General features: G+C 70.0%; 12 protein-coding genes. 6 read left to right on the top strand and 6 right to left on the bottom strand.

All coding sequences use genetic code 11. The annotated features are described in order from the left end of the window. Positions 1–134: 134 nt before the first annotated feature. From NAG42_RS17110 to NAG42_RS17085, 6 genes are all read right to left on the bottom strand, one after another. Entirely contained in the window at positions 135–803 is a 669-nt protein-coding gene (locus tag NAG42_RS17110) for a Type 1 glutamine amidotransferase-like domain-containing protein (protein WP_250031286.1), read from the bottom strand. A 1,133-nt stretch (positions 804–1,936) separates the two neighbouring features. After that, positions 1,937–2,314, bottom strand: a complete 378-nt coding sequence (locus NAG42_RS17105; protein ID WP_250031285.1) for a hypothetical protein — start codon at positions 2,312–2,314, stop codon at positions 1,937–1,939. Between the two features lie 486 nt (positions 2,315–2,800). Beyond that, on the bottom strand, positions 2,801–3,469 hold the full coding sequence (locus NAG42_RS17100) for an HAD family hydrolase (RefSeq protein WP_250031284.1): 669 nt from the start codon (positions 3,467–3,469) through the stop codon (positions 2,801–2,803). Positions 3,470–3,478: 9 nt separating this feature from the next. Beyond that, entirely contained in the window at positions 3,479–4,606 is a 1,128-nt protein-coding gene (locus NAG42_RS17095; protein ID WP_250031283.1) for an MFS transporter, read from the bottom strand. Further along, entirely contained in the window at positions 4,603–5,832 is a 1,230-nt protein-coding gene (locus tag NAG42_RS17090; protein ID WP_250031282.1) for a PucR family transcriptional regulator, read from the bottom strand. Before NAG42_RS17090 ends, NAG42_RS17095 begins: the two co-directional genes overlap by 4 nt. Positions 5,833–5,967: 135 nt before the next feature. Further along, positions 5,968–7,008, bottom strand: coding sequence for a LacI family DNA-binding transcriptional regulator (locus NAG42_RS17085; protein ID WP_250031281.1), 1,041 nt, complete (start codon positions 7,006–7,008; stop codon positions 5,968–5,970). 227 nt (positions 7,009–7,235) lie between these two features. Between NAG42_RS17085 and NAG42_RS17080 the strand changes: the two genes are divergently transcribed. The 6 genes from NAG42_RS17080 to NAG42_RS17055 are packed head-to-tail and all read left to right on the top strand — an operon-like array spanning position 7,236 to position 13,028. After that, positions 7,236–8,312, top strand: a complete 1,077-nt coding sequence (locus tag NAG42_RS17080; protein WP_250031280.1) for an ABC transporter substrate-binding protein — start codon at positions 7,236–7,238, stop codon at positions 8,310–8,312. A gap of 9 nt (positions 8,313–8,321) precedes the next feature. Beyond that, the gene (locus NAG42_RS17075; protein WP_250031279.1) at positions 8,322–9,170 is read left to right on the top strand and encodes an ABC transporter permease; all 849 of its coding nucleotides are present in this window, start codon (positions 8,322–8,324) and stop codon (positions 9,168–9,170) included. Further along, on the top strand, positions 9,167–9,994 hold the full coding sequence (locus NAG42_RS17070; RefSeq protein ID WP_250031278.1) for an ABC transporter permease: 828 nt from the start codon (positions 9,167–9,169) through the stop codon (positions 9,992–9,994). Before NAG42_RS17075 ends, NAG42_RS17070 begins: the two co-directional genes overlap by 4 nt. 9 nt (positions 9,995–10,003) lie before the next feature. Continuing rightward, positions 10,004–10,768: an ABC transporter ATP-binding protein gene (locus tag NAG42_RS17065; protein WP_250031277.1), complete on the top strand. Its 765-nt coding sequence runs from the start codon at positions 10,004–10,006 to the stop codon at positions 10,766–10,768. Then, entirely contained in the window at positions 10,768–12,024 is a 1,257-nt protein-coding gene (gene hisD / locus NAG42_RS17060; RefSeq protein ID WP_250031276.1) for a histidinol dehydrogenase, read from the top strand. The genes NAG42_RS17065 and hisD overlap by 1 nt, the downstream gene beginning before the upstream one ends. A gap of 11 nt (positions 12,025–12,035) precedes the next feature. Next, entirely contained in the window at positions 12,036–13,028 is a 993-nt protein-coding gene (locus NAG42_RS17055; protein ID WP_250031275.1) for an amidohydrolase family protein, read from the top strand. Positions 13,029–13,085: the final 57 nt, after the last annotated feature.

The following is a 13,085-nucleotide window of genomic DNA, read 5'->3' as shown; positions in this document are numbered from 1 at the left end:
GGTCGTCGGCCTGCCGGTCGTCGGCCCGCCTTTTATCGCCCCGCCGGTTGTCGGGGCCGGCTGGTTGTCGCCCCGCCGGTTGTCGCCCCGCCGGTTGTCGGCCCGCCGGTTGTCGGCCCGCCGGTCGTTTCTGTCTAGGCGTTGAAGAGCTTCCAGTTGCCCTCGGAGATCACTTCGACTTCTCCGTCGACCACTTTGATGGCCGTCTGGTTGTCGATCGCATAGGCGCGCGTCGGCATGGTGGCCGCCCATTTCTCGGCGTCGGCCATCGTGTTCTCCGGCATGCCGGGGTAATCGGTGTGCGGGAAGATCGAGAAATCGACCAGGCCCAGCGTCGTGTCGCCACCCCCGGGCGGGCTCCAGCGGACGAAATCCTCGCCGATCCGGGGCGTCATCACCATGCTCCCGGCGCTCAAGCCCACATAAACCGTGTCGTGGAGCGTGGGGAAGAGGCCGGCCAGGCCGGACTCCCGCATCCAATGGCACAGGAACATGGGGTCGCCCCCCTCGACCAGAAGCACATCGGCCTCGCGCACCAGCGGCCCCCACAGATCCTCGCCGATGCTGCGCAGCGCGGTGAGCTCGAGAACCCCCACCGACTGCCAGCCCAGCTGAACCATGGGCGCCCGATCCTCCTGCCCGCTGATCACGCGAAAAGCCTGAAATGCGCCGCGCGGCTGCGCGTGGAGCGCGGTCGGGACGAACAGGGCGGTGGACTCGGCGATCGGCTTGCCCAGCAGATCGACCAGCGCGTCGTGGATGCTCGCGTTCGTGATACCGGAATCGGTCAGCAGCAGCTTCATGCCGGTGAAGCTAGCGCCTCCCCACGACACTTTTTGGCCCTGTCACTTCGGAGTCGTGTCTTCGAAGTGGAGTCGGGCTGCGGCCTCACCGGAGTTCGATCCCACCTCCAAGAACGCCTTAGTGTGGGTTCGTGAAGGGGCAGTTAGGACGGTTGGCCGAGCTACGTGGGGCTGATGCCGGCACGCTTGCTCGAAGGACAACCGTTGCAGAGAGCCGTATCCAGGCGGTGCTCGACGGTGCGGAGCCCGACCCGGATATGTTGCGCGAGTTGGCCCCGGTGCTGGGGCTGCACGCCAGTGACCTCTTCGTGATCGCCGGCCAGGCCGTGCCCGGCGACCTCGTCCCGACGCACCCCGGAAGCTCTGTCGGCGTGCTGGCCTGGTCCATGACTCATCTGCCGGGCGCCGTCCCAGAGCTGCACGAGCTCGCGAAGTCCTTGCCGGAGCAGCGCCGCCCGCTCGGTCCGCCCCGGCCGGCACCGTCTCATCAGCAGTATCCGGACGGCCCCGGCGCTCTACTTCTCCGGCTGCTGCACAACCGCGGTCTCAGCTGGTCCGATGCGGCCCGTTTCCTGTTCGGCCTCGGACGCGGCCCCATGCTCTCGGCGTCGACGATCGGCGCGATCGGGCACGGCCGGAAAGCCCTGACGCCGGAGCTGCTGACCGGGTTCGCCGCCGTCATCGACATCCCGGGCGGCGACCTGAGCGCGTTGACCGGCAATCGACCTGATCACCCTCGACCGGCCGGTCCACCCGGACGTCCTCGAGGCCGCGGCCCTCATCTGGTACGCCCATCGCCTCACCCGCGAGCAGCTGGGACTTCTCGACGAACGGGCCCACCTCCTGCGGCACGAACGCGCCCACCAGCTCGACCCGCTGCTCCGCTGCCGCTGCCCCGGACCGTGACGAACGACCAAGTAGCACCAGTCCTCGCTGGCAACCGAATGCCGCTGTGCCGAACGGTCGCGTAGCACCAGTCAGTGCGGGCGACCTGATGCCGCTGCGCCGGACTGTCACGAACGGTCGCGTAGCACCAGCCAGTGCGGGCAACCTGATGCCGCTGCGCCGGACTGTCACGAACGGTCGCGTAGCACCAGTCAGTGCGGGCAACCTGATGCCGCTGCCTTGCACCGTCACGAACCGCCGCGTAGCACCAGCCCCTCGCCGGCCACCGAATCCACCGCGCCGTCCCACCACCAGGCCGTGCCGTTGACATACAGGCACGGTGCTTCGGCCGTGATGTCGTCGCGCAGCCGGGCCAGCTCCACCCCGGGCATGAGCAGCCGGACCGTACGACCGTCGGACATCCGCAGGTCCCAGCCGAACCGGCCGTCCCGGTCGGCCGACGGGTCACGCACCGGCTCCCCGTCGAGGTAGGCGACGCGCTGCCGGATCGGAACCTCGTCCAGCTCCGCGGCGCGCCGGCGCGCCGCGTCCAGAAAGGCCTCCAGGTTGGCTTGGGCGAGTTCCGGCCGGGCGTCCTCGATCGGGGCCGTTCCGGGGTTGATCATGAAAGGACGCTAAGGTCGCCCGCCGCCGTCCGAGGTCGTCTCGGGCAGCGATCACCCGTGCGGGTCGACAGCCTGCGGACGCCGCCGCGGGGGAAGTAGCGGTGGCAAGCGCCCTGCGCAGCAGTTCGGCCGACATGCCGAGGGAACGAGCGCGGCCGCGGCGTTTCGGCCCGGCGGCGGACGCCGGCTCAGCCCGTAGAATGGTCACGTTGCTGGGCGCAGGCTCGGCGGGCGGGGTGGTCGGGCTGCTGTGTGCCAGCTCAGCGGTGCGAGGTAGTCGTCCTGCCGGACGCAGGCTCAGCGGGCGGAGTACGTGAGGCTGCTGGGTGCTGGGTGCTGTTCGGCGGGCGGAGTGCTTGAGGCTGCGGGGTGCTGGTTCGGCGGGCGGAGTGCTTGAGGCTGCGGGGTGCTGGTTCGGCGGGCAGGGTGGTCGGGCTGCTGGGTGCCGGTTCGACCGGCAGGGTGGTCGGGCTGGTGGGGGCCGGCTCAGCCGGCAGGGTGGTCGAGCTGCTTCACCGCGGCGACCACCTCGGGGAAGGTGTCGATGGCGGCGTCGACGTAGCGCGGGGCGAAGTCGTCGAGCCGGCGCACCCCGCTCTGCAGGCAGGCGATGAACCGCAGCCCCGCACCCCCCGCCGCCACCGCGTCGCCCGGTGAGTCGCCCACGTAGACGCAGTCCTCCGGCGCGAGGCCGGTGTCGGCCAGCAGCTCGTCGAAGGCGCGCGGGTCCGGCTTGCGGAATCGGGTGTTGCCCTGGTGGTAGGCGCCGCTGACCCGACCGGCCAGCACGTGGTCGGCGGCCAGCATGTGCTCCACCTCCACCTCGGCCCGGGAGGTCAGCAGCAGCACGGTGCGACCGGCCCGGACGAACTCGTCGAGCGCTTCCAGGTTCTCCGGCGGGATCACGTCGAGGCGGCCGTCGGCCAGGTATTGCTGGTGGACCGACGGGAACAGCTCCGCGAAGCGGGCCAGGTCGAGACCCGGCGACCGCCGCGGCATGGCGTCCAGCAGGACCTCGCCCCACGTCGACCGGTGCACCGCCCGCGACATCGGCGGCCGGCCCATCCGGGCGAGCACCTCGTTCTCCAGGTCGAAGGAGGCGGCCTCGGTCAGGCACAGGGTGTCATCGACGTCAACGATCACGGCCCGGATCACCGGCGCAGCCTAACCGGGGACGAGGGCCGGCCGGGTGCTGACGCGCGGGAGGGCGGCCAGCGGCAGCAGCCACAGGGCGGCGACGGCGACCAGGGTCCACGAGGCGTAGCCGTGGTCGGCGGCCCAGCCGACGATCGGGGTCGCGGCCACCACCAGGCCGAAGGCGGCCGTGTTCATCAGGCCGACGGCCGCCGCCGGGCGCTCGGGGAGACGGGCCTGGCCGGCGCCGACCACGCTGGCGAAGGGCAGGCCGCTGAAGATGCCCAGGGTCAGCACCGCCAGCACGGCGACGATCGGTGTGCTCCGCCAGGACAGAGCCGCCGTGGCTGCCGCGCACGCCACCAGCGCGACCGACCAGACCGTACGGGTGCGGCCGGGCCACCGCTCGGCGAGCTGGCCACCGAGCGGGCGGCTGACCACCGACAGGCCGAGCACCCCCGACCCGACGACGGCGGCCACGGCGGGGCTGAACGACCACACGGCCACGAGCAGGGTGGTCGCCCACGACGACAGCACCAGGCCGAGGCCCAGCGTCACGGCGTGCACGGCGGCCAGCCGGAACAGCTGCGCGTCGAGCACGGAGGCACCGCGGGACGACGTACGCCGGGAAGCGGGACTCTCGGCCCGGAGCGCGAGAATCAGCGCCGGAACCGTCACGGCCAGGGTGGTCACCCACGGCGCCCGCCAGTGCAGAGCCAGCGCCGCGAACGGCACCACCAGCACGGCCACCCCGGACGCGGCCAGCGAGACCCCGCCGAAGATGCCCATGCCCCGCGGGCCGCGGCCACTGGCCCGGGCCAGCTCGGCACCGCAGACGAAGCACACGGCGAAACCCGTGCCGGACAGCACCCGGGCCGTCATCGCCAGTCCGGGCAGGGGAGCGGCCAGCGCGATCAGGTGCGCCGCGACCACCAGGGACAACCCGGCGACGGCGGTGGTTCGCACCCCGAAGCGGTCGACGACGACGCCGCTGGGGAACTGCAGCACGGCGTACGGGGCGGCGAACGCCGACGTGAGCAGGCCGACCCAGAGCAGTCCGGCGCCGTAGCCGGCGGCCATGGTCGCCGCCCCGGCCCCGGGAGCGGTCATGGCCCAGCCCGCCGAGCCGCCGAGCAGGCAGGCCAGGACGAGCTTCACTCGGCGACGGAGATCAGCAGCCGGGACAGGCGCAGCGCCACCTGCAGCTCGGTGCGGCGTTCGGTGAGGGGACGGCCGAGCAGCTCGGCGGCCTTCTGCAGGCGGTTGCGCACGGTGTGCTCGTGCAGGTGAAGGTGGGCCGCGGTGGTCACGTGACTGCCGTACCGGTGGGAGGCCTCGACCGTCTCGCGCAGGCGAGCCGCGTTCTCGTCGTCGGCGCCCAGCTCGCCGAGCTCGGTGCGGACGAACGCGCGGGCCCGCACCGGATCGGCCATCAGCAGGATCTCCAGGCTCACGTCGGGATAGGTCAGCACGCCCGGGCCCCAGGCCTCGCGGACGCGCTGCACGTCGCGGACCTGCCGCCAGCCGTCGCGGACTCCCTGGACACCGACGTGCGGCTCGCTCACCGACGCCTCCAAAGCGTGGCCGCGCAGACAGTCGGTGAGTGCGGCGATCCGGGTCGCCGTCCAGCCCGCCTGCCGCGGCTGGGCCAGCCAGACGACCGTGCTGGTCAGGTCGATCGGGTGCACGAGGGTGTCCCGCACGTGGCACTTCTCGCGCAGGGTGTCCAGGACCTGCCGGGCCGCGCTCTCGGGCAGGTCGGGCAGCAGCACGGCGAGATGGGCGGCGTCCAGCGGGTAGTCGAGCAGCACCAGGTCGGACGGCGGCAGCGGCGTCGAGTCGTCGCGCAGCAGATGCTGGACCAGGCCGGCCCGGACGTGCTCGCGGGAGCGGCTGAGCTGGTCGTCGGTCCGGGCGAAAGTGTCCGCGACCTGCGAGCCCACGTGGTGCTGGTAGGCCAGCACGAGCTCGGTCAGCGCCTGCAACGCCTCCAGGCTCTCGCGGCGGGGCACGTCGTCTAGGCCGGCCCGCGCCACGAGCTGGTCGCTCCACTCCTGCCACATGGTCAGGAAACCCACCCGGTACGAGCGTTGCAGCGCCGTCTGCGGCAGGCGGAGGCGGGCCTGCAGCGCCGCCAGCGCGAACGGCTCGGTGAGACACACCTCAGCCAGCGGCGTCCGCCCGGTCAGCACCTGGCGCAGCGCGCGGAGGTTCTCGACCACGCTGGCCCGCAGCCGGGTCACGAACTCGTCGTTGTCGCGCAACGTGTCGAACGCGGCCGCGAGGTCGGCCTCGACCACCCGATCGGCCAGGGCGTGCAGGTCGACGGCGTCGGCGGCTTCCCGCGCCCAGAGCGGCAGAGGGGCTACAGCGATGGTCGTCATGGCCTTACGGTGCCGCCGCCCCGGATCCGGACCCATGTGCCGGGCCACACACTGTCGGTCCAGAAATGGTTGGCCACACATCGCGGCGGCCTGGGTGGCGCCATGAGGCTGTGGCTTGTAACACAGCCGTCACACCTAGGAGCCGACATGTTGGGTGGTCGATCGCTGCACCAGGCTGGTGGCGAAGAGCCGCTCCCGGCCGGCGCCGATGTCGCCGTCGTGCTCGATGCGCTCCACCAGCAGGCGGGCGGCGGTGCGGGCCATCTCGCTCAGCGGCTGGTGGACCGTGGTCAGCTGGAAGACCTCCCAGGAGGCCATCGGCACGTCGTCGAAGCCCAGCACCGAGATGTCGGCCGGCACGTCCAGGCCGAGCGACTTGGCCGCGTCGAGGGCGCCGAACGCGATGATGTCGTTGCCGCAGAGCAGCGCGGTCGGGGGAGCGGGCAGCCGCAACAGCTCCCGGGCGTTCTGATATCCGCTCTGGTGGGTGTACGGCCCCTCGCGGACCTCGAGCACCACCCCGGAGCCGGCCAGGCCCTCGAGGACGCCGGCGTGCCGGTCGCGGCTGGTCGACGTGTTGGCCGGGCCGCGGATGACACCGATCGAGCGGTGGCCCAGATCGAGCAGGTGCCGCGCGGCCGTCCGCCCGCCGTGGTGGTTGTCGGCCGTCACCCGGTCGACGTCCATGCCGTCGACGTAGCGGTTGAGCAGCACGATCGGCAGCTCCCGGGCGGTCAGCGCCTCGCCCAGGTGCGAGTCGAGCGTGGCCGTGGTGATCAGCACCCCGTCGATCGACGAGTTGAGCAGGCTGAGCAACGCCTCCTGTCCGGTGGGCAGGTCGGTGCGCTCGGCGAACAGCACGAACCGGTAGCCCATCAGCTGCAGCTCGTCATGCACCGGGTTGAGCAGCGACGGGAAGAACGGATTGGTCAGGTCCGAGGCCACGACCCCGATCGATCTCGTACGCGCCGGAAGCGCCGCCGCCGGCGTCAGGCCGGCCCACGAGGGGCGGTAGCCGAGCCGCTCGGCCGTCTCCTCGATGAGCCGCCGGGTGTCGTCGCGGACCCGGGGGTCACCCCGCAGGGCCCGCGACACCGTCGACTGCGCCACCCCGGCCGCCTCAGCGACCGTCGAGCTCGTCGCCCCACGCCGGCGTTCCGTCCGGTGACCGTCCATGGTGTACCCCGTTCTCGAATGCATAAATTATGCACAACGACGGCCATGTTAGCGCAGCTGACAAGCACATCCACGTGCATAGATTTTGCAGAAATGCTTGACTTGCACAGGTTGCCACGGCAGTGTCGGGCGTCACAACCCCGAAACATCCTCGACATGAGTCGCAGCAACCCCTCGCCTCTGGTCGCACCCAACGAAGTGCCGCACCCCCGTGAGAGGTACCTCCCATGAATGCATCACGCATCGTCCGTCCGAACCGCCGCCGAGTCATAGCCTCCGCCACCGCTCTCGCCCTGGTCGCCACGGCCGGATGCGGTGCCCGTCCGGCCGCCCAGTCGGGCGCCAACGCCGAGGCCAAGGACGCCAACGGCGTCGTGAACATGGTCATGGCCCCCGACCCCGTCTGGAAGTGGATGGAGTCGCAGGGCATCAAGCAGGAGATGGAGGAGGCGGCCAAGATCCAGGTCCTGACCTCGTCGTCCTGGGACGAGTTCGGGGTCTATGCCGGTGGGCACGCCGACGTCGTCTCCGCGGCCTCCTACGAGGTGCCCGAGCTCGAGAAGCAGACCGGCGAGAAGACCACGATCTTCGGCAAGTTCAACTCCGACCGCAGCATCCTGGCCGTCGGCAAGAACAGCACGGCCAAGGACATCTGCGAGCTCAAGGGCAAGAAGATCGTCACGCACAGCGCGGTCTCGATCACCATCATGTGGGGCGTCTTCGCCAAGAAGTGGTGCAACCTCGACCTGCGGGCCGGCGGCGGCGACTACGAGCTGGTCGTGACCGACCCGCAGAACGCGGCCGGCCTGATCGAGCGAGGCGACGCCGACGCCGGTCTGCTGCTGCCCGACTTCTCCATCCCGCAGCTGTCCAGCGGCGCGATCAAGCCCCTGTACGACTCGAAGTCGGTCTCGCAGATCTACGCCGAGCAGTTCTCCGACAACAAGACCGAGCTGACCCACCCGCAGAACAACGTCTTCGTCGCCCGCAAGGCCTGGGTCGAGAAGAACCCGGAGGAGGCGGCGTTCCTGATCAAGATGTGGGACCGCGGCGTCCAGGAGTGGGCCAAGAACCGCGACAAGATCATCGAGGCCTACCCGGAGGACTTCGCCGCCGAGTCGGACAAGGACAAGGCGTTCATCCGTGACTGGCTGGCCAACAAGTACGACTGGTTCGTCGAGTCGACCTACCTCGACCAGGCCTGGGTGGACAGCGAGACCAAGCTGTTCAACCTCATGAAGGAAGCCGGCTACGTCGACGAGGACGTGCCCGACCCCGACTTCACGATCCTCCCGAAGTCCTAAGGAGACACGATGACGGATCAGCTGGTGGGTGCGGCTCCGGCCGCACCACCCGCGGACCCCGAGGCCGGCGCCAAGCGCACCGCCCGGCGGCGGCGATGGCGGCTCACCGGACTGGTGCTGCTGGGCTGGGTCGCGATGTTCGCCCTGTGGGAGTACGGCTCCTGGTGGTTCGGCTCGCGCCTGCTGCCCCGGCCGCTGGAGGTCTTCCAGGCCGGCGTCGAGATCGTCGAGAGCGGCAACTTCGTCACCGACTTCTCGGCCAGCGTGCTCAAGACGTTCGCCGGTTTCGCGGTCGCGGCCGCGGTCGGCGCCCCGATCGGCTACCTGATGGGCCGCTACAACTACTGGCGCGCGTTCTTCCACGACGGCGTCACGATCGCCGGCACGATCCCCGCGATCGTCTACGCGGTCATGTCGCTGATCGTCTTCGGCCTGTCCAACCTGGGCCCGATCCTCGCCGTGGCGCTGGTCTCGGCGCCGTACATCGCGCTCAACGTGGCCGAGGGCATCCGCGGGGTCGACAAGTCGCTGATCACGATGAGCGAGGCCTTCGGGCGGTCGTCCCAGCAGATCCGCCGGGAGGTGCTGCTGCCGACCATCGTGCCGTTCATCTTCGCCGCGATCCGGATGTGCTTCGCGGTGGCGTGGAAGGTCGAGGCGCTCACCGAGGTGTTCGGCGGCCGCAACGGCGTCGGCTTCCAGATCCGTACGGAATATCAGCTGTACGACATCGCCGCCGTGCTCGCCTGGATGTTCTTGTTCATCGTGTTCATGCTGATCATCGAGCGCCTGGTCCTGGCCAAGAGCGAGGCCCGGCTGCTCGCGTGGCGCCCGCAGGAGAGGAGCTCCGCGCTGTGAGCACCACGATGGCTCCCGTCAAAGCCCGCCGCTCGACCACCGAGAAGGACAAGGCCACACCGGCCTGGCAGAAGCGGCTCACCTCGGACCGCGCCGCCCGCGTCGCCGCACTGCTGTCGTTCTTCGTCTTCTGGGTGCTGATGTCGGCGCTGTTCGCCCGGGTCCCCGGGCCGGTCGAGGTGGTGCAGCGGCTGGCCGACGAGTTCTCGCGCGGCGAGGTCTTCGGCAACTTCGGCCTGACGCTCTACCGCTTCGGCGTCGGCGTGGCCCTGGCCGCCGTCGTCGGCATCGCGATCGGCGTCATCATGGGCCTGTCCCAGCTCGGCCGGGCCTTCTTCGAGAGCCCGGTGCTGGTCGCCCTGTCGATCCCGGCCATCATCTGGTCGTTCCTGACCGTGATGTGGTTCGGGTTCGGCGACCTCAGCCCGATCATCACGACGTTCCTGACCTCGGTGCCGTTCGTCATCGTCAACGTCGCCCAGGGCGTCCGGGGGGTGTCGCGCGATCTGCGGGACATGTCGACGACGTACAAGGTGCCGCTGTCGCGCCGGATCAAGGATCTGGTCCTGCCCGCGGTCACCGGCTATGTCGCGGCCGGCATCCGGTTCGCCATCATCATCGGCTGGAACGGCGTGCTGCTGGCCGAGTGGTTCGGCGGCGGCGGCGGTGTCGGCTACCGGGCCCGCTGGTGGTACGACGCCAACCGGTTCGGCGGGTTCGCCGCCTGGGTCGTGCTCTTCGTCGGTTTCATCGTCCTGCTCGACCGCTTCGTGCTCGACCGCGCGATCCGACGAGCCTTCCGCTGGCGCGACGCTTCCGCTTAAGGAGACATTGTGGCTGTCCTGACCATCAAGAACCTCGCCAAGACCTTCAATGTCGGCACCCCGAAGGCCAGCCGGGTGCTCGACGACATCTCCTTCGACGTCCGCGGCGGCACGTTTGTCTCGATCGTCGGCCCGTCCGGCTGCGGCAAGAGCACCCTGCTCAACATCATCTCGGGCGTCGAGGAGCACACCTCGGGCGACATCAGCCTGACCAGCGACGCCGGCGGCCCGGCCCGGATGGGCTACGTCTTCCAGGACCCGCGCCTGCTGCCGTGGCGCAGCGTCATGAAGAACATGATGTACGTGCAGGACGACCGCAGTGAGGCCACGGTGTCCCGGGCCAAGAAGTACCTCGACATGGTCGGCCTGGCCAAGAACGCCGACTTCTTCCCCGGTCAGCTCTCCGGCGGCATGCAGCAGCGGGTCGGCATCGCCCGCGCGTTCGCCGTCGAGCCCGACCTGCTGCTGATGGACGAGCCGTTCAGCCACCTCGACGCGATCACCGCCCGTGGCCTGCGGGCGCAGTTGCAGGACATCTGGGCCCAGTCCAAGAAGACCGTCGTCTTCGTGACCCACGACGTGGTCGAGGCGGTCGAGCTGTCCGACCGCATCATCGTCCTGCAACCGGGCGGCCGGATCTACGAGGACATCACCATCGACCTGCCCCGGCCGCGCCGGCAGACCGACCCGACCGTGGCCACGCTGCAGGCCGAGGTGCTGGGGCGCCTCGAAACCATGAAAGCCATGTCCCGTACGGCTTCGGCGGTCGCCTGATGACTTCTTCGGTCGAGGCGGTCGTCCGCGACGTCATCGAGGACATCCGCGCGAACGGCGACGACGCGGTCCGCCGCTACTCGCAGAAGTTCGACAACTGGTCGCCCGAGTCGTTCCAGCTGTCGGCGGCCGAGATCGACAAGATCGTGGCCGCGGTGCCGTCGACGGTCATCGACGACATCAAGACCGTGCAGGCCAACGTGCGGCAGTTCGCCCAGGCGCAGCGCGACAGCATGCGGGACGTCGAGATCGAGACCCAGTCGGGTGTCTTCCTCGGGCACAAGCACCTGCCGATCGTGGCCTCCGGCGCGTACGTGCCGGGTGGCCGTTATCCGCTGACGGCATCGGCGCACATGACGGTGGTGACGGCCAAGGTCGCGGGCGTGGAGCGGGTCACCGCCTGCACCCCGCCGCTGCGCGGGGAGATCCCGCCGGCCACGGTGGCCGCGCTGCACCTGGCCGGCGCCGACGAGATCCTCCTGCTCGGCGGGGTGCAGGCGGTGGCGGCGATGGCTCTGGGCACCGCGTCCATCGGGCGGGTCGACCTCATCGCGGGGCCGGGGAACGCGTACGTGGCCGAAGCGAAGCGACAGCTCTTCGGTACGGTCGGCATCGACCTGTTCGCCGGCCCGACCGAGATCCTGATCGTGGCCGACGACGAGGCCGACCCGTTCGTGGTCGCGGTCGACCTGCTCAGCCAGGCCGAGCACGGGCCCGACTCGCCGGCCGTGCTCATCACCACCTCGTCCGCGCTGGCCCAACGGGTCGTCGAGCACATCGAGGCGATCCTGCCCGGCATGCCGACCAACGACATGGCCGGGCCCGCGTGGCGCGACCACGGTGAGGTCCACGTGGTGGCCACGCTCGACGAGGCGTACGCGCTGGCCGACACCTTCGCCAGTGAGCACGTGCAGATCCTGACGCGCGAGCCCCGGGAAGCCCTCGACCGGATGAAGCACTACGGCGCGCTCTTCCTCGGTGAGGGCACCTGTGTCTCGTACGGGGACAAGGTGATCGGCACGAACCACGTGCTGCCGACCCGGGGCGCGGCCCGCTACACCGGTGGGCTGTGGGTCGGGAAGTACCTGCGCACGGTGACCTATCAGGAGGTCACCTCACCGTCCGCCTCAGCCGAACTGGGCGAGTTGTGCGGGCGGGCGGCGCGGGTCGAGCTGTTCGAAGGCCACGCCCGTTCCGGCGACGTCCGGGCCGCGAAGTACGCCGATGCCCCACTGCCGTGGGCCCCCGTCTCCTAGAAAGGCTTCTTGTGCGAACCGTCGACATACACGGCCACGTCATCCTGCCCGACACGCTGCCGCTGGTGAACGGGCTGATGTCGCCCGAGATGGACCCGTTCACCTACTACGGCGGGGACGAGACCAACGCGTATCAGGTCGAGCACGTCCGCGAGATCATGCCGCAGGCGACCGATCCCGAGCGCCGGATCGCCGACCTCGACCGGATGGGCATCGACGTGCAGGCCATCTCGGTGGCGCCGGCCGGCTACTTCTACTGGACCGACCCGGCGCTCGGTCTTTCGCTGGCGCAGATGCAGAACGACAACCTGTCCAAGATCGTGGCCGGTCATCCGGACCGCTTCGTGGGCCTGGCGACGGTGCCGATGCAGGACGTGTCGGCCGCGGTCGCCGAACTGGAACGGTGTGTGCGCGAATACGACTTCCGCGGCGTCGAGATCAACACGAACGTCATGGGGCTCGACCTCGACGACCGGCGGTTCCGCCCGTTCTTCGCCAAGGCGGAGGAGCTCGACGTCGTCGTGATGCTGCACCCCAACGGTTTCACCGGCGGCGAGCGCCTGCGCAAGTACTACCTGACCAACGTGATCGGCAACCCGCTCGACACGACGGTCGCCCTGACCAAGATCATTCACGGTGGCGTGCTCGAGGAATTCCCCGGCCTCAAGCTGGTGGCCGTGCACGGCGGCGGTTACCTGCCGTTCTATTCGTCGCGCATGGACCACGCGTACGAGCTGCGCCCCGAAGGCCGCCACCACATCAGCCGCCCGCCGTCGGAGTACCTGAAGCAGATCTACGTGGACTGCCTGGTCTTCGACGCCCCCCACCTGGAGTTCCTGGTGCAGCAGATGGGCGCCGACCACGTGGTGATCGGCACCGACTACCCGTTCGACATGGGCCACTACGACCCCCTGGACCAGATCGCCACCGCCCGCCTCGACGAAAAGGTCCGCGACTCCATCCGAGGCGAGACAGCAGCCCGCCTGCTGAAGCTGGACGCCTGACGCTTTTCCGCTCGACGCTCTTTCCTCGCGCTCGACGCTTCTGTTTCGCGCTCGACG

It is taken from the genome of Paractinoplanes maris (genome assembly GCF_023544465.1).
Classification (GTDB): domain Bacteria; phylum Actinomycetota; class Actinomycetes; order Mycobacteriales; family Micromonosporaceae; genus Actinoplanes; species Actinoplanes maris.
Note: the sequence above shows the minus strand (reverse complement) of the source record. Positions and strands in the feature narration are given on the sequence as shown.